The following is a 15,942-nucleotide window of genomic DNA, read 5'->3' as shown; positions in this document are numbered from 1 at the left end:
CGGCTCTGCGCAGTGGGGGCGGGCCCTCCCGAACCCAACGCCACTTTTGCTAGCACCCGCTTGCAATAGTTAGCACGATGGCGCACCATCGGGGTATGGCATCACTCAACGTCGGCAATCTCGGCGAGTTCCTGCGGGAGCAGCGGCGCAATGCGCAGCTGAGCCTGCGGCAGCTCGCGGATGCCGCCGGGGTGTCCAATCCGTATCTCAGTCAGATCGAGCGCGGGCTGCGCAAGCCGAGCGCGGACATTTTGCAGCAGCTGGCCAAGGCGCTGCGGATCTCCGCCGAGACGCTGTACGTGCAGGCCGGGATCCTCGACGAGCGGAAGGTGGACGGGGTCGAGGTGCACACCGCGATCCTCACCGACCCCGCGCTGACCGAGAAGCAGAAGCAGGTGCTGCTGCAGATCTACGAGTCCTTCCGCAAGGAGAACGGACACGGGAGCGGGCGCGGCGAGAGCGGAGGCGCGACGGCGCACGAGCCCGCTCCGGACGCCCGAGAGGCCGACGGCGACCCGCACGCCACCTGAGCGACCGACCACCGATTCCAGGAGGAACCACGCCATGGCCATCACCGACGACGTCCGCAAGGCACTGACCGACCCGACTCCGCTGTACGCCCTCGCCGGCGGCGTGGACCTCGCCGCCGAGAAGGCCAAGGAGCTCCCGGCCCTGGTCGAGAAGTTCCGCCAGGAGGCTCCCAAGCGCTTCGAGGCCGTCCGCAACACCGACCCGAAGGTCGTGCAGGACCGCGTCACCAAGGAGGCGAAGGAGGCGCAGGACTGGATCACCCGTCAGCTGGGCCTGCTCGACTCCGACTTCAAGAAGCTCAGCCAGCAGGCGCAGGACCTGGCGCTGCAGGGCGTCGGCCGGGTCGCCGAGACCGCGGTCAAGGCCCGTGAGGGCTACGAGGGGCTGGCCGAGCGCGGCCGCGGCGCGGTGCAGAACTGGCGCAGCGAGACCGCCGAGGCCACCGAGGACCTCGCGGTCGCGATCGAGCCGGAGCCGAAGCAGGAGCCGAAGCGGGAGCCCGTGGCGGAGGGCGGCGCCGAGGCCGCGACGACCGGCACGACCGATCCGGAGGCCAAGACCACCACGGCCAAGAAGGCTCCGGCCGCCAAGAAGACGCCGGCGAAGAAGACCACCGCGCCGGGCGAGAACGACAAGTAACCGAACCAGCGCGGCGGGCCGGGCACGCCCCGCGTGTCCGGCCCGTTCTCCGGGTACGGTGGGCCGACGACGGACCGAGTCGAACGGGTGGTGGCAGTGCTGATCTACGGGTTCCAGAACGTGCTGAGCTGGGTGCAGCTGGTGCTGGCCGTGTACGCCGCCGTGATGCTCATCGACGCGGCCGTACGGCGGGAGGACGCCTACCGGGCGGCCGACAAGCAGACCAAGGGCTTGTGGCTGATCTTCCTGGTGCTGGCCACCGCGCTGCTGTTCCTGCTGCCACTGATGTCGTTCCTGCCGATCATCGGGCTGATCGCCGTGATCGTCTACACGGTCGACGTGCGGCCCGCGATCAAGGGGATCACCGGCGGCCGGGGCCCGCGCCGCGGCGGGTCCAGTTCGGACGGGCCGTACGGGCCGTTCAACGGCGGGCGGTAGCGGCAGCCGGGGGGCGGAGGTGAGCGCGTACGTCAGTTCCGTACGCGTCCCCGGTCCAGCAGGAGGACGGCCACGTCGTCCGTCAGTTCCCCGCCGTTGAGGTCCCGCACCTCCGTGACCGCGGCGTCCAGCAGCTCCTCGCCCCGGAGCCCGGCGGCCATCTGACGGCCCACCAGCTCCGCCATGCCCTCCTGGCCCAGGCGCTGGTTGCCGTTGCCGACGCGGCCTTCGATCAGGCCGTCCGTGTACATCATCAGGCTCCAGGCGCCGCCCAGCGCGACCTGGCGGCGCGGCCAGCGGGCGCGCGGCAGCAGGCCCAGGGCCGGGCCGCCTTCCTCGTACGGGAGCAGCCGCGGCGCCCCACCGGACCGGGCGAGCAGCGGCGCGGGGTGGCCGGCCAGGCAGACTCCGGCGTGCCGCCCGTCCGGCGTGATGTCCACCAGGCACAGCGTCGCGAAGATCTCCTCGTCGGCGCGCTCGTGCTCCAGGACCTTCTGGAGGGTGGACAGCAGGGCGTCGCCGCACAGCCCGGCGAAGGTCAACGCGCGCCAGGCGATGCGCAGTTCCACGCCGAGCGCGGCCTCGTCGGGGCCGTGGCCGCAGACGTCGCCGATCATCGCGTGCACGGTGCCGTCGGCCGTCCGTACGGTGTCGTAGAAGTCGCCGCCGAGCAGCGCGCGGCTGCGTCCGGGACGGTAGCGGGCCGTGAAGCGCAGGTCGGAGCCGTCCAGCAGCGGTGTGGGCAGCAGGCCGCGCTCCAGGCGGCGGTTCTCCTGGGCCAGCATCCGTGACTCGGTGAGCTGACGCTGCGCGAGGTCGGCGCGCTTGCGCTCGACGGCGTACCGGACGGCCCGGCTGAGGACCGCGCCGTCGAGTTCGTCGCGGAAGAGGTAGTCCTGCGCGCCGACGCGTACGGCTTCGGCGGCCCGTTCGGCGTCGGCCTCGGAGGTGAGCGCGAGGACGGCGTGGGAGGGGGCCATCCGCAGGACCGCGCGCAGGGCGCCCAGCTCGTCGTGGCCGCCGTCCTCCTCGGACGCGGGCCCGTCCTTTTCCGTACGTTCCCGCGCGCAGGCGGGCGCCAGGTCGAGCAGGATGCAGTGCACGTCGTCGGTGAGCAGCCGCTCCGCCTCGGTGAGATTGCGGGCTGTACGGACGCGGACCCGGCGGCCCTGCCAGTCCCGCATCTCGGGAACGGAGCTGGTGGGGTCCTCCCCTATGAGCAGCAGGGTCAGGCCGGTGTCCGCGGAGCGGGTGGCGGGAGAGGGGGAAGCCGAAGGGGCGGGGGCGGCAGAGGTGTCCTGGGCGGCCGCGGGCGCCGCGTCGTCGCGCGCGTCGCCCGCCGGCGCTGCCTCCTCCGGCAGCACGGCCGTCCGCTGGCGCGGAATGGGTACGGACATGCTCTGCTTCCTTCCCTCCCCCCGAGGGTGCGGCGGCCCGCCGAACGGCGCGCCGCTGTGCCCGGTTCCGCCGCCGCCCGGGGGGTCGGTCCGAGCAGTGCGCCACCGGGCACCGAGAGGCGACCATAGCGGTAGCGCGGAGCCTTACGGAATGGCCGACGGCACCCGGCACTTGTCATATGCCGTGCCCCACACAGCTGGTGACCTGGGAAAGAAGCGCCGCGGAATGACGAACATCACCTCGACGGCGTCAGGTTGGCCCCCGGCGCTCCGTGACGAAACGCACGTGGATCTCACGCTCCGTACAAGACCGCGAACTCCGCCGCGTACGGCTTCATGAGCCGCGCCGCCCCCGGAACCGCGGCTCCGGCGCGCCACCGCCCGCACCGCTCCGGCGCGCCCCCGCTCACACCGCCCCGTGTCCCTACTGGTCGGGCCGCACCACCCCGAGGATCGGCATCGAACCGGCCCCGGTGACGGTGATCTGCCGGCCCGGCCGCGGCGCGTGCACCATCGCGCCGTCCCCGATGTACATGCCGACGTGGCTCGCGTCGGGGTAATAGATGATCAGGTCGCCGGGGCGCATGTCCTTCAGGGCGACGTGCGGCAGCCGGCGCCACTGCTCCTGGGAGGTGCGCGGGATCGTCTGCCCGCCCGCCTGCCAGGCGCGCATCGTCAGCCCCGAGCAGTCGAAGGTGTCCGGGCCTTCCGCGCCCCACACGTAGTCCTTGCCGATCTGCGAAGTCGCGTACGAGACCGCCTTCTTGCCCGCCTCCGAGGCGTGCGCGCCGATGTCCTCCAGCACGCCGGAATCCAGCCATTTCTGCTGCGCCTGGAGGGCCCGCGCATCCTCCAGCTTCTTCAGCCGCTCCTTCTCCTCTGCGGCCAGCCGCGACTCCAGCGCCTGCGCGGCCTCGATCTTCTTGCGGACGTCGAGCTGCGCGGCCTCCGTCCTGCGGCGGTTCTCCTCCAGCCGCTCCCAGCGGTCGGTGGCGTCCTGCGCGTACCCCTCCAACGCGTTCTTCGTCCGCGCGAGTTGGTCGCTCAGGTCCTTCGCGGCGTGCTGTCCCTTGCGTACCAGCGTGGCGTTGTCGAGGAACGCCTCGGGGTCCTTGTTGAGCATGAGCCGGGCCTCGGGGGGAATGCCGCCGCCCCGGTACTGGGCGCTGGCCAGCGCGCCCGCCTGGCGCTTGAGTTCGTCCATCCGCCGCTGCGTGCGGTCGATCGTCCGCGCCAGCTTGACGATCTCCTTCTGCTGGAGGCCGACCTGCTCCTTCGCCGCGTTGTACGCCTCGGTGGCCTGCTCCGCCTTGCGGTAGAGCCCTTCGAGCTCCTTGCGGACCTCTTCGAGGCGCTTTTCGGACACGCCCGGCCCGGGATCGGCGTACGCGGCCGGAGCCGTCCCGCCGAGGATGCCGGTCACGCCCAGCACCACCGCCGTGGCGGCCACCACGGCGCCGCGCAGCCCCCGCGCCCCCCGCCGGCTCCCCGCGCCCGCCCGGCTCCGTACCCCCGCCCGGCTCCCCGCGCCCGGCCGCCGCGGCCCGTCCACCGCATCCGCACGGTCCCGTACGTCGCGTTCGCCGTACATACCGCGATCGCCCCGCCCTGCCCCCTGCCGCCCCACCAGCCACCTCCGGTCGTTCCGCACCGATTCGTGCACCTCTACAGGCGCGGATGCTGCCATACCGGCGGGTAATCCGACAGGCCCACGCGCAGGATTCGAAGCCGTCCCTACGCCGCCCCCATCCGACGGCCGAGGTTCACCCCGCGTTCACCCTCCTCCATCGGCGGCTTCACCTGATCTGCCTAATTTCGGCCGTACCGAGCGGCGCGCCACTCCTGCGGAGCGAACGCGGCACGGCATTGCTGAACCACCGGGCGCACCGCCCCGGCGCCCCTTGCCCGACCCCTGCGGCCGCCGCACAGTGGCCACACCGTCACGATCCGGTCACCGCGCCGGTGACCACCCCTATCTCCACCCCGCACGCCGAAGAAGCGGCGCGCCCCAGGAAGGAACTCACGACAGTGAAGCAGCTGCAGCGCAAGAACCGGGTTCGCGCCCTCGCCGTCGGCGCTCTCGCCGTCACCGGTGCCCTGGCCCTGTCGGCGTGCGGCTCCGACGACACCAGTGGTGGCGGCGGTGCGGCCTCGACGGCGAAGACCGGCAACATCAAGTGCGAGGGCAAGGGCAAGCTGCTCGCCTCCGGATCGTCCGCGCAGAAGAACGCCATGGACGCCTGGGTGCAGGCCTACTCGGGCGCCTGCAAGGACACCGACATCAACTACCAGCCCACGGGATCCGGTGCGGGCATCACCACCTTCCTCCAGGGCCAGACCGCCTTCGCGGGCTCCGACTCGGCGCTCAAGCCCGAGGAGGTGGAGAAGTCCAAGAAGATCTGCAAGGGCGGCCAGGCGATCAACCTGCCCATGGTCGGCGGCCCGATCGCGGTCGGCTACAACGTGCCCGGTGTGGACAGTCTCGTCCTCGACGCGCCGACCCTCGCCAAGATCTTCGACTCGGAGATCACCAAGTGGAACGACGCGGCGATCAAGAAGCTCAACCCCGACGCCGAGCTGCCGGACCTCAAGATCCAGGCGTTCCACCGCTCCGACGACTCCGGCACCACCGACAACTTCACCAAGTACCTCAAGGGCGCTGCCCCCGACGCCTGGAAGCACGAGCCGGGCAAGACCTGGGAGGGCAGGGGCGGCCAGGCCGCGGCCGGCTCGGCCGGCGTTTCCTCGCAGGTCAAGCAGACCAGCGGCGCGATCTCCTACTTCGAGCTGTCGTACGCCACGGCCAGCAAGATCAACACGGTCAAGCTGAGCACCGGCGCCAAGGACCCGGTCGAGGCCACCGTCGACAACGCCTCCCAGGCCATCGCCGAGGCCAAGCAGGTCGGCAAGGGCAGCGACCTGGCCCTGAAGCTCAACTACACCACCAAGGCCGAGGGCGCCTACCCGATCACCCTGGTGACGTACGAGGTCGCCTGCGACAAGGGCAACAAGCCGGAGACCCTGCCCGCCACCAAGTCCTTCCTGACCTACATCGCGGGCAAGGACGGCCAGAACTCCCTCAAGGAGCTGGGTTACGCGCCGCTGCCCACCGAGATCGCCGACAAGGTCCGCTCGGCCGTCTCCTCGCTCTCCTGACCCACCGGGCGGCGGCCCGCGCCCCGCAGGCCGCCGCCCGTCCGGTGCACCGCCGCGCCAGGAGCCCCCGCCGGGCTCCGCAGACCGGAGAAACCATGAACTCAGCACCCTCGATACCCAGCGCACCACCACCCGCGCCCCCCGCCGCCCCCACGGTGTCCGGCAAGGCGGTCCGCCCCGGAGACCGGATCTTCCTCGGCCTGTCCCGCGGCTCGGGCATCGCCCTCCTGGTGATCATGGCCGCCATCGCGGCCTTCCTCACCATCCGCTCCGTGATCGCCATCTCCGGGGACCACGCGAACTTCCTGACCCACCTGGAGTGGAACACCTCCGGCCCCGAGCCCAGGTTCGGCATCGCCGTCCTCGCCTTCGGCACCGTCGTCAGCTCGGTGATCGCCATGATCATCGCGGTCCCGGTCGCGGTCGGCATCGCGCTGTTCATCTCGCACTACGCGCCGCGCCGCCTCGCCTCCCCGCTCGGGTACGTCATCGACCTGCTCGCCGCCGTGCCCAGCATCATCTACGGCCTGTGGGGCGCCCTCTTCCTCGTACCGCACCTGACCGGCCTCTCCAGCTGGCTGGGCGACTACCTCGGCTGGACCGGGATCTTCGCGTACGGCGACGACGCGGCCCGCTCACTGTTCACCGTCGGCATCCTGCTCGCGATCATGATCCTGCCGATCGTGACCAGCGTCAGCCGTGAGGTCTTCCTCCAGGTGCCGAAGATGCACGAGGAGGCCGCGCTCGCGCTCGGCGCGACCCGCTGGGAAGTCATCCGCATGTCGGTGCTGCCGTTCGGCCGCTCCGGTGTCATCAGCGCCTCGATGCTGGGCCTGGGCCGCGCGCTCGGCGAGACGATGGCCGTGGCCACCGTCCTGTCCCCCAGCTTCCTGATCAACACCAGTCTGCTGGACCCGGGCGGCGGCACCTTCGCCCAGAACATCGCCAGCAAGTTCAGCGAGGCCGACGAGTTCGGGCAGGACGCCCTGATCGCCTCCGGCCTCGTCCTCTTCGTCATCACGCTGCTCGTCAACGGCGCGGCCCGCCTGATCATCGCCCGCCGCAAGGAGTACTCGGGGGCCAACGCATGAGCAACACGGTCACCACGCGACGGCCCGTCGCCGACAGCGCACCCCTGCCGGTGTCGCTCAAACAGCCCCGGCTGCCCCGCTGGGCCCCGGCCGGCCTCGCCGTGGCCGCGGCCGCCGTGGCCTGCGGCATCGGCCTGGCCGCCGGCCTGGAGAGCCGCATCCAGTGGGGCCTGATCGCCGCCCTGCTGTTCATCCTCGGTACGTTCCTGCTGGCCGCGGCCGTCGAAGGCACCCGGCAGGCCAAGGACCGCCTGGCCACCAGCCTGGTCTGGATGTGCTTCCTGCTGGCCGTGATCCCGCTCGCCTCCCTCATCTGGGAGACTCTCGCGCGCGGCGCCAAGGTCGTCGACGGCTACTTCCTCAGCCACTCGATGGGCACCCTGCCCGACGCGATGGCCGGCGGCGGCATCTACCACGCCCTCATCGGCACCCTGCAGCAGGTGGGCCTGGCCACCCTGATCGCCGCGCCGGTCGGCCTGCTCACCGCGATCTACCTGGTCGAGTACGGGCGCGGCAAGCTGGCCAAGGCCGTCACCTTCTTCGTGGACGTGATGACCGGCATCCCCTCGATCGTGGCCGGCCTGTTCGTCCTGTCGGTGTGGATCCTGATCCTCGGCTGCGGTCCGTCCGGCTTCGCCGGCGCGATGGCGCTGGCCATCCTGATGATGCCGGTGGTCGTGCGCTCCACCGAGGAGATGCTCAAGCTCGTTCCCAACGAGCTGCGCGAGGCGTCCCTGGCCCTCGGCGTGCCCAAGTGGCTCACCATCCTCAAGGTGGTGCTGCCCACCTCGATCGGCGGCATCGCCACCGGCGTGATGCTGGCCATCGCCCGCATCACCGGCGAGACCGCGCCCGTACTGCTGCTGGTCTGGGGCGCGAAGATGATCAACACCAACCCCTTCGAAGGTGCCCAGCAGTCGCTGCCGCTGTATGTGTTCCAGCAGTGGCAGATCGGCACGGACGCGGCGTACGACCGCGCCTGGGGCGCGGCGCTCGTCCTGATCGCCTTCGTCATGATCCTCAACCTGGTGGCCCGCGGCATCGCCCGCTGGAAGGCCCCCAGTACCGGCCGCTGACCCCCACAGCCTGTACGGCGTGGGCTCCACGAAAGAAGCAGTGATTTCCATGGCCAAGCGAATCGACGTCAGCGGCCTCTCCGCGTACTACGGCAGCCACCGGGCCATCGACGACATCTCCATGACCGTCGAGCCCCGCTCGGTGACCGCCTTCATCGGCCCCTCGGGCTGCGGCAAGTCGACGTTCCTGCGCACCCTGAACCGGATGCACGAGGTCACCCCCGGCGGCCGCGTCGAGGGCAAGGTGATGCTGGACGACGAGAACCTGTACGCCAACGGCGTGGACCCGGTGGCGGTACGCCGTACCGTCGGCATGGTCTTCCAGCGCCCGAACCCGTTCCCCACCATGTCGATCTTCGACAACGTCGCGGCGGGCCTGCGCCTGAACGGCACGGTGAAGAAGAAGTCCGAGCTGAACGACGTCGTGGAGAAGTCCCTCAAGGGCGCCAACCTCTGGAACGAGGTCAAGGACCGGCTGAACAAGCCCGGCTCCGGTCTGTCCGGCGGCCAGCAGCAACGGTTGTGCATCGCCCGCGCCATCGCGGTCGAGCCGCAGGTCCTGCTGATGGACGAGCCGTGCTCGGCCCTGGACCCGATCTCCACCCTCGCCATCGAGGACCTGATCGGCCAGCTGAAGGAACGGTTCACGATCGTCATCGTGACGCACAACATGCAGCAGGCGGCGCGCGTCTCGGACCGTACGGCCTTCTTCAACCTGGCCGCGGTCGGCCAGCCGGGCAAGCTGGTCGAGATCGACGACACCGAGCGGATCTTCTCCAACCCGTCGGTCCAGGCCACGGAGGACTACATCTCCGGCCGCTTCGGCTGAGAGCCCGCGCCTGACCGGCCCCGTTGCGTCCTGCGGTGCTGCATGGCGGTGCCACCGCAAGGACGAGGGCCCGCCCTCCGGTGCCGGAGGGCGGGCCCACGAGAACGCGCGGCTCAGCAGCCGCGCAGCGTCGTCACGCGAACACGAGGTGGACGCACCAGTAGCACAGGGCGGCCACCGCCGCGCCCGCGGGCATGGTGATGAACCAGCCCATGACGATGTTCTTGGCGACGCCCCAGCGCACCGCCCGGGTGCCCTTCGTCGAGCCCACACCCATGATCGCCGAAGTGATGACGTGGGTGGTGGAGATCGGCGCGTGGAACATGAAAGAGGCGGTGTACATGACGGACGCCGCGGTCGTCTCGGCCGCGAAGCCCTGCGGCGGGTCCAGCTCGATGATCCGCCGGCCGAGCGTGCGCATGATGCGCCAGCCGCCCGCGTACGTGCCCAGCGACAGGGTCAGCGCACAGGCGATCTTCACCCAGACCGGGATGGCGTCGCCCGCCGTCTGGACATCCGCGATGACCAGCGCCATCACCACGATGCCCATGGTCTTCTGGGCGTCCTGGAGGCCGTGCCCGAGCGCCATGCCGGCCGCCGAGACCGTCTGCGCTATGCGGAAGCCCCGCTTCGCCTTGTGCGGGTTGGACTTCCGGAACAGCCACATGATCACGACCATCACGAGATAGCCGAGGACCAGGCCGATGACGGGCGAGAGGAACATCGGGACGACGATCTTCTCTATGACGCCCGACCAGTAGACGGTCGTACCGCCCGCCAGCGCCGCGCCCACCATGCCGCCGAAGAGGGCGTGCGAGGACGACGACGGCAGCCCGAAGTACCAGGTGACCAGGTTCCAGACCACCGCTCCGACCAGGGCCGCGAAGAGGATGCCCATTCCCTTGGAGCCCTCGGGCGTGGAGATCAGCCCCTCACTGACCGTCTTGGCGACCCCGCTGCCCAGGAAGGCGCCGGCGAGGTTCATCACCGCGGCCATCGCGAGCGCCGCCCGCGGGGTCAGGGCCCGCGTGGAGACCGAGGTCGCGATGGCGTTCGCGGAGTCGTGAAAGCCGTTGGTGTAAGTGAATCCGAGCGCGACCCCGATGGTCACGATGAGCGCGAAGGTGTCCACCGGAGGTCAGGACTCCTTGACCGCGATCGTCTCGACCGTATTGGCGACATGCTCGAAGGCGTCGGCCGCCTCTTCCAGGATGTCCACGATCTGCTTGAGCTTGAGCACCTCGATGGCGTCGTACTTGCCGTTGAACAGGTGCGCGAGCAGCTTGCGGTGGATCTGGTCGGCCTGGTTCTCCAGGCGGTTGACCTCGATCCAGTACTCGGTGAGGTTGGACATCGTCCGCAGGTTGGGCATCGCCTCGGCGGTCAGCTCCGCCGCCCGCGCCAGGACCTCGATCTGCTGCTCGACGCCCTTGGGCAGCTCCTCGATGTTGTAGAGGACGACGAGATCGACGGCCTCTTCCATGAAGTCCATGATGTCGTCGAGCTTCGAGGCGAGGTTGTAGATGTCCTCGCGGTCGAAGGGCGTGATGAACGAGGAGTTCAGCTGGTGGAAGATCGCGTGGGTCGCATCGTCCCCCGCGTGCTCCGCAGCCCGCATCCTCTCGGCGATCTCTGTCCGCGCGGAGGCGTCCGCCCCGAGCAGTTCCATCAGGAGCTTGGAGCCTGTGACGATGTTGTCCGCGGACGCGGCGAACATGTCGTAGAAGCTCGTCTCCCTGGGGGTCAGACGAAAGCGCACGTGAAATCCTCGGGGTGCATCGGATTCGGTCGAGATGATGCTAGGCGCATCATCCAGCCACAGCTAACCGGCATTCCTTCAGTGTCGCCCATCGGGCAGCATGCTCTGCACGGGGTACCGCCCGCGCCCGCGAATTTCTGTACCATATACCCACTAGGGGTATATGGAACGCCTACGTACCACGGGAGATGGCCATGACGACCACGGACGCCGACACCAACGGCACCACCGCAGCCGCCGCGGCCTGCCACACCGACGGACCGAAAGCCGCCCCCGGAACCGACCCCGCCGCCGTCACCGCTCACGATCTGGGCATCCACGGTTACGCGCAGCACAAGGACGCACACCTCAAAAGGCTGCGCCGGATCGAGGGCCAGATCCGCGGCCTCCAGCGCATGCTGGAAGAAGATGTGTATTGCATCGACATACTCACCCAGGTGTCGGCGAGCACGAAGGGCCTGCAGTCCTTCGGTCTCCAACTGCTGGAGGAGCACCTGCGGCACTGCGTCGCCGACGCCGCCGTCAAGGGCCCCGAAGCCATCGACGAGAAGGTCAAGGAAGCCACCAAGGCCATCGAGCGGATGCTGCGCACCTGACCGCGGCTGCCGGACGGACGGCCGTCAGGCACCGTCACGCCCGGCGCCGCCACCCTGTCACCTGCGGTTCCCGGATCCGGGACCCGGTTGCGCGCGGTCCGCGTCCACGTCCAGCACCTCGTCGATACGGTCCGAGCTGAGCCGATCCTCGCTCGCGGCGGCCGCCGCGATCATCAACTCACCAGTCAGGTCGATCTCGACGAGGGCGACGTGGTCCTGAACCGTCGAGTTGCGGTGTCCGGCCACGTACAACACCTCCTCCTTCGAGCGCCTCCCCACTCTTCTGGTGGTTACCGCCCAGAGTAGGTACGGGCGCACGCTCCGCGCATGGCACGGATGGACCATTTCCGCCAGTTCGCACACGCCGTCGTCACGTGCCCCGGACACCGCGGCCCGGCCCGGCCGCTCCCGCCGCCATGGCACTCGGCCGCCCGTGGCGACCGCGCTCAGCCGCCTGCGGCAGCCACCTTGCCCGTGTAGATGTCGCCCCGGTCGGGCAGCCGGACCGGAACCGGCGCCCCGAAGCCGTACAGCATGGTGGTGGAGGTCACCGACGTCCCGCCCGTCGTGCCGTTGGCGAAGCGGAAGCGCTGGCGGACCTTGCGCAGCCGTCCGGCGTCGTCCAGGTACGCGTCGAAGGCCACCACGTCGGTGGTGAAGCCTTTTTCCGCCGCGGTCAGCGCGGGCCGGACCGCGGCGGACGCCGCGCGCGCCGCCGACCCGATGTCCGTCGTCCCGCTGAAGTGCCGCACCGGCACCCCGCCCAGCCGCTCCCGCCCCTCGTACGTCACCTCCCGCACCCCGCGCAGCAGCTCGGCGGCCGCCATCGGGTCGGTCGCGCCGCCGGTGACGAGATTGCCGTCCGCCAGCGAGGCGGTGTCCACCCGCACCCACTTGTCGGCCGGCACGCCCGCCCCGCGGTTCTTCATGTACAGCGCGGACGGCGTGAGGATCTCCGTGATCGTGCGCTGCGCGCCGCTCCCGCCGCCGGTGTCGGGGAGCCGGACGCTCAGCCGCCCGGTCCGCTTGCGGTAATCGTGGCCGCCGCTCCCCCGGATGGCGACGCGGGTGCCGCCGCTGGCGGTCTCCATCTCCGTACGCACCCGGGAGGTGCCGGCCCGCACCAGGGCGTCGGCGCTGGCGCGCAGGGCCGCGGCGTAGTCCGTACGGCCGGACGGGGACCCGGCGGCCGACGGGCCGGACGCCTCCCGCGGCCCGCCGGACGCCCGGTCGCCCGGCGGGCGGGCACGGTCGGTGAAGGGCAGCCCGGCCGCCGACCCGCCCACCGGGCCGTCTGCGGAGCGGCTGTGGTCGTCGGCCGCCGCCCCGTTCGGGGAGCAGCCCGTGGTGAGCAGACCGACCGCCAGGCCCACCCCGCACACGGCGGCCGCGACGGCGCCGCCTCGCCTGTCCTGCACCACCATCGCGTACGAGCCCCCTCGGCCGCTCTGCTCGTGAACCGGCGGACCGGGATGTTCCGGTTGTCCGGACCACCACGACCCGTTCCGTTCAACGACTGTTCAGCCCGCTTCGTCACGCCCGTACACCCCGTGCGCGTAGCGTGGCACCGTGCACGACCGAGCATCACAGGAGCCGACAGCGCAGCCCTCCGGGGCGGCCGACCACCGGACCACCACGACCGAACGAGGCTCGTTCTGCCTGGCCCGCTGCACCTGCGGCTGGCGCGGCCCGGCCCGCCGGGCCCGCTCCCAGGCGCGGACGGACGCGGAACAGCACCACCGGACGGGGTGAACGGGAACCCCTCACCGGCCGGCCCGGGCGGGCACGCCGCACGCGACGCCGCATCCGCCCGGACACCGGACGCCCCACAGCCGCACCCGCCCGGGCCCCTCGCCATGCCCCACCCGGCCCCTCACGGCCCCCGCCCGGACGCCCGCAGCCACGCCCCTGGAACCTCCCCGGGCTCCCGTCCCATCTGGATGGGGGGAAGTCATCCACGGCGCGCGAACCCGCAAAGGGTTCCAAAAGGGGCAGTTCATAATGAAGCGGCGCACGATACTGGCAGCCGGCGGCGGACTCGCGGCAGCCACCGCGGGGTTCACCACCGCCTGCAGCACCGACACCGGCCACGCGAGCGGCCCCGGCGGCGCGGCGTCCCGCGGCGTCGGCCTCAACACCAGCGCGCAGGCAGGCAAGCCGCCGGCCGCCAAGGCATCGTGGGACGCGCTGCGCAAGAGCCTGGACGGCAAGCTCATCCGCGCCGGTGAAGCCCAGTACGACGCCGCCCGGCGCCTGTACAACACCCGCTACGACAACCTGAAGCCCGCCGCCGTCGCCTATGTCCGCCACCCCGCCGACATAGCCGAGTGCCTGTCCTTCGCCCGCCGCTACAACGCCCCCGTCGCGATACGCAACGGGGGCCACTCATATGCCGGTTGGTCCAGCGGCAACGGCAAGCTGATCATCGACGTGTCCGCCCTGAACCGGATCTCCGCACCCTCCGGCGGCATCACCCGCATCGGCGCCGGCGCCAAGCTCATCGAGGCCTACGAGGGCCTGGGCAAGCACAACGTCACCCTCCCCGGCGGCTCCTGCCCGTCCGTCGGCATATCGGGCCTGACCCTCGGTGGCGGCCACGGCGTCGCGTCCCGCGCATACGGCCTGACCTGCGACAGCCTCGTCGGCGCCACCGTCGTCACGGCCGACGGCAAGACCGTCGAGTGCGACGCCAAGCGCAACAGCGACCTCTTCTGGGCACTGCGCGGCGCCGGCAACGGCAACTTCGGCGTCGTCACCGAACTGCGCTTCCGCACCCACGCCGCACCCCGCTCGGTCATGGCCTACATGACCTGGCCCTGGTCCAAGGCCACCGCCCTGCTGCGCTCCTGGCAGGAGTGGGGCCCCGCCCAGCCCGACGAAATATGGTCGTCCCTGCACCTGGACGCCCACCCCGGCGGCACCCCGACCGTCTCCGTCGCCGCCTTCACCCTGGGCTCGTACGGCGACCTCCAGAACGCCGTCGACAAGCTGGCCGACCGGACCGGCGGACCCGGGCCCGCCAAGTCGGTGCGCCTGACGCCCAGCTCGTACCTCGACGCGATGGAGTCGTACGCGGGCTGCTCCTCGAAGACCACCGAGCAGTGCCACCTGCCGGGCACCCTCCCCGGCCGCAGCGCCTCCGGCAAGCTCGCCCGCGAGACCTACGCGGCCCGCTCCGACTTCTACGACCGCTCGCTCGACGCGGCCGGCATCCGCGCCCTGCTCGGCCAGATCGAGGCCGCGAGCCGCAAGGGCGTCGCCGGCAACGCGTCGCTGACCGCGCTGGGCGGCGCGATCAACCGGGTGAAACCCACCGACACCGCCTTCGTGCACCGCCGCTCGCGCTTCCTCGCGCAGTACCTGGCGTCCTGGAAGGCGGGCGGTACCGGCGCCGCGCAGAGCGCCTGGCTGTCGGGCGTCCACGGCGCGATGCGCCGCTACGCCTCGGGCGCGGCCTACCAGAACTACACGGACCCGGCCCTGACCGACTGGAAGAAGTCCTACTACGGCCCGGCCGCCGGCCGCCTCACCGAGCTGAAGCGGAAGTACGACCCGAACGGGCTGTTCAGGACGTTCCCGCAGGCCCTGTGACGGCTCGTCCCCTCATGCGTCGGGGGAGGACCGGGCTGTCGGCCCCGGTCCTCCCCCGGTGTCCTGCTCCACGCCTTCGGCTACGCCGCCAGGTCCTCGTCCCGCCCCTCGCGCGGCACCGGCGGTACGGCCGTCACCGGCCCGGAGACCGTACGGGGCGCCGGTCCACCGGCGTGCACCAGCCACCAGGCGGGCGAGCGCCCCACCGCCGTCGCCACCGGGATCAGCATCGCCTGCGCCACCGGCGCCAGCAGCAGCGCCACCGCCGTACCGAGCGCGAAGCCGCCGACGACGTCCGTCGGGTAGTGCACACCCATGTAGACCCGGCAGAACCCTTCCAGCAGCGCCAGGCCGATACCGATCAGCCCGTACACGCGGTGGGCGATGAACAGCCCCACGCCGACCGCCATGGTCAGCGTCGCGTGGTCACTCACGAACGAGAAGTCGGTCTTGCCGGGAATGAGCACTTCCAGGCCCGCGTGGACCCGGAACGGCCGCGGCCGCTCCACCACCGCCCGGATCGGGATGTTCGCCAGCAACGCCACCCCGGCGGCCAGCGGCGCCCAGACCAGGCCCGCCAGCCGGGCCGGCGCGTCCGGCCGCCTGCGCGCACCCCACCAGGCGATCAGGCACAACACGGCGAGCGCGGCGATGATGCCGTACTCCCCCACGTACTCCATGGCGCGGTTGAGCCACTGCGGTGCGCCCTTCGCGAGGCCGTTGATGCCGTCGAGCACGTCCACATCGGGGTTCGACCCGTCCATTGCGAGTCCAGCCATCTGCCGCGGCCCCTTACCTTTCGCGCGCGCGAGCGCCGTGTGAGTGCTGCCAACCCCCGT

The 15,942-nt window shown here is 71.1% G+C and carries 17 protein-coding genes; 10 read left to right on the top strand and 7 right to left on the bottom strand.

Annotation, left to right across the window (positions count from 1 at the left end):
* Positions 1 to 95 precede the first annotated feature (95 nt).
* The 3 genes from ACZ4Z1_RS26245 to ACZ4Z1_RS26235 all read left to right on the top strand — a co-directional run bounded on the left by ACZ4Z1_RS26245 (position 96) and on the right by ACZ4Z1_RS26235 (position 1,608).
* Positions 96 to 530 carry a helix-turn-helix domain-containing protein gene (locus tag ACZ4Z1_RS26245; RefSeq protein WP_468489072.1) on the top strand — a complete coding sequence of 145 codons (435 nt, stop codon included), beginning with the start codon at positions 96 to 98 and terminating at the stop codon, positions 528 to 530.
* A gap of 34 nt (positions 531 to 564) precedes the next feature.
* Positions 565 to 1,170, top strand: coding sequence for a hypothetical protein (locus tag ACZ4Z1_RS26240; protein ID WP_468489071.1), 606 nt, complete (start codon positions 565 to 567; stop codon positions 1,168 to 1,170).
* 96 nt (positions 1,171 to 1,266) lie between these two features.
* Positions 1,267 to 1,608, top strand: coding sequence for a DUF2516 family protein (locus ACZ4Z1_RS26235; protein WP_468489070.1), 342 nt, complete (start codon positions 1,267 to 1,269; stop codon positions 1,606 to 1,608).
* A 32-nt stretch (positions 1,609 to 1,640) separates the two neighbouring features.
* Here the strand turns inward: ACZ4Z1_RS26235 and ACZ4Z1_RS26230 are convergent, their stop codons facing one another.
* Positions 1,641 to 3,005, bottom strand: coding sequence for a PP2C family protein-serine/threonine phosphatase (locus tag ACZ4Z1_RS26230; protein ID WP_468489069.1), 1,365 nt, complete (start codon positions 3,003 to 3,005; stop codon positions 1,641 to 1,643).
* 424 nt (positions 3,006 to 3,429) lie between these two features.
* Positions 3,430 to 4,455, bottom strand: coding sequence for a C40 family peptidase (locus ACZ4Z1_RS26225; RefSeq protein ID WP_468489254.1), 1,026 nt, complete (start codon positions 4,453 to 4,455; stop codon positions 3,430 to 3,432).
* A 578-nt stretch (positions 4,456 to 5,033) separates the two neighbouring features.
* Here ACZ4Z1_RS26225 and pstS point away from each other — a divergent pair.
* The 4 genes from pstS (at position 5,034) to pstB (ending at position 9,157) form a co-directional block, all read left to right on the top strand.
* Positions 5,034 to 6,161, top strand: coding sequence for a phosphate ABC transporter substrate-binding protein PstS (pstS, locus tag ACZ4Z1_RS26220; protein ID WP_468489068.1), 1,128 nt, complete (start codon positions 5,034 to 5,036; stop codon positions 6,159 to 6,161).
* Between the two features lie 95 nt (positions 6,162 to 6,256).
* Positions 6,257 to 7,252 (top strand): phosphate ABC transporter permease subunit PstC, encoded by a 996-nt coding sequence (pstC, locus tag ACZ4Z1_RS26215; RefSeq protein WP_468489067.1) that lies wholly within the window; start codon positions 6,257 to 6,259, stop codon positions 7,250 to 7,252.
* A complete protein-coding gene (gene pstA / locus ACZ4Z1_RS26210) occupies positions 7,249 to 8,328 on the top strand; it encodes a phosphate ABC transporter permease PstA (RefSeq protein WP_468489066.1) in 1,080 nt (359 codons plus the stop codon). The genes pstC and pstA overlap by 4 nt, the downstream gene beginning before the upstream one ends.
* Before the next feature lie 49 nt (positions 8,329 to 8,377).
* Entirely contained in the window at positions 8,378 to 9,157 is a 780-nt protein-coding gene (gene pstB / locus ACZ4Z1_RS26205) for a phosphate ABC transporter ATP-binding protein PstB (protein ID WP_468489065.1), read from the top strand.
* 133 nt (positions 9,158 to 9,290) lie between these two features.
* On the opposite strand, the gene ACZ4Z1_RS26200 is transcribed toward pstB, so the two are convergent.
* Both ACZ4Z1_RS26200 and ACZ4Z1_RS26195 read right to left on the bottom strand, forming a co-directional pair.
* Entirely contained in the window at positions 9,291 to 10,289 is a 999-nt protein-coding gene (locus ACZ4Z1_RS26200) for an inorganic phosphate transporter (RefSeq protein WP_125054874.1), read from the bottom strand.
* Positions 10,290 to 10,295: 6 nt separating this feature from the next.
* A complete protein-coding gene (locus ACZ4Z1_RS26195; protein WP_030021078.1) occupies positions 10,296 to 10,916 on the bottom strand; it encodes a DUF47 domain-containing protein in 621 nt (206 codons plus the stop codon).
* Positions 10,917 to 11,110: 194 nt separating this feature from the next.
* On the opposite strand from ACZ4Z1_RS26195, the gene ACZ4Z1_RS26190 reads away from it, so the two are divergent.
* Positions 11,111 to 11,512 carry a metal-sensitive transcriptional regulator gene (locus ACZ4Z1_RS26190; protein WP_468489064.1) on the top strand — a complete coding sequence of 134 codons (402 nt, stop codon included), beginning with the start codon at positions 11,111 to 11,113 and terminating at the stop codon, positions 11,510 to 11,512.
* Between the two features lie 57 nt (positions 11,513 to 11,569).
* On the opposite strand, the gene ACZ4Z1_RS26185 is transcribed toward ACZ4Z1_RS26190, so the two are convergent.
* Together ACZ4Z1_RS26185 and ACZ4Z1_RS26180 are read right to left on the bottom strand one after the other, a co-directional pair.
* A complete protein-coding gene (locus ACZ4Z1_RS26185; RefSeq protein ID WP_468489253.1) occupies positions 11,570 to 11,767 on the bottom strand; it encodes a hypothetical protein in 198 nt (65 codons plus the stop codon).
* Positions 11,768 to 11,958: 191 nt separating this feature from the next.
* The gene (locus ACZ4Z1_RS26180; RefSeq protein WP_468489063.1) at positions 11,959 to 12,936 is read right to left on the bottom strand and encodes an SCO4651 family lipoprotein; all 978 of its coding nucleotides are present in this window, start codon (positions 12,934 to 12,936) and stop codon (positions 11,959 to 11,961) included.
* Positions 12,937 to 13,081: 145 nt separating this feature from the next.
* Here ACZ4Z1_RS26180 and ACZ4Z1_RS26175 point away from each other — a divergent pair, with 145 nt between their 5' ends.
* Together ACZ4Z1_RS26175 and ACZ4Z1_RS26170 are read left to right on the top strand one after the other, a co-directional pair.
* Positions 13,082 to 13,264 carry a hypothetical protein gene (locus ACZ4Z1_RS26175; protein WP_468489062.1) on the top strand — a complete coding sequence of 61 codons (183 nt, stop codon included), beginning with the start codon at positions 13,082 to 13,084 and terminating at the stop codon, positions 13,262 to 13,264.
* A gap of 249 nt (positions 13,265 to 13,513) precedes the next feature.
* Entirely contained in the window at positions 13,514 to 15,103 is a 1,590-nt protein-coding gene (locus ACZ4Z1_RS26170; protein ID WP_468489061.1) for an FAD-binding oxidoreductase, read from the top strand.
* An 80-nt stretch (positions 15,104 to 15,183) separates the two neighbouring features.
* On the opposite strand, the gene ACZ4Z1_RS26165 is transcribed toward ACZ4Z1_RS26170, so the two are convergent.
* Entirely contained in the window at positions 15,184 to 15,882 is a 699-nt protein-coding gene (locus ACZ4Z1_RS26165; RefSeq protein WP_468489060.1) for a phosphatase PAP2 family protein, read from the bottom strand.
* Between the last annotated feature and the right edge of the window lie 60 nt (positions 15,883 to 15,942).

It is taken from the genome of Streptomyces sp. NPDC030165 (assembly GCF_055573595.1).
This window is presented reverse-complemented; position numbering and strand designations above follow the sequence as displayed.